Genomic DNA, 246 nt, shown 5'->3' on the forward strand with positions numbered 1-246 from the left:
TTCTGCCAGTACGTCGTAACGAGCCAATTCTAAATCGATGATTTCATAACTGCCAACATCGCCTCAAATCATGAAGCGTCTTTGATTTTTCTGTGGTGCAGTCTGGAGCAACACCCCCGGAATTTGACTCGATTCTACCAATAAGAACAGGCAGATTTGGGCAAAGTGCGTACCTGTGGTGATGTGGGTGAGATAGGTTTATTCTTCAATATTAAATGGATAGCTAGCGGCCCAGTCGTGCAGTTT

Annotated in this window: 1 pseudogene; it reads right to left on the reverse strand. The window is 44.7% G+C overall.

Annotation, left to right across the window (positions count from 1 at the left end):
• Positions 1-246, reverse strand: a pseudogene (locus ACTHS8_RS10890) (RNA repair transcriptional activator RtcR family protein); the annotation flags it as partial.

Source organism: Neisseria sp. P0016.S008, from assembly GCF_051957775.1.
GTDB classification, from domain to species: domain Bacteria; phylum Pseudomonadota; class Gammaproteobacteria; order Burkholderiales; family Neisseriaceae; genus Neisseria; species Neisseria flavescens_B.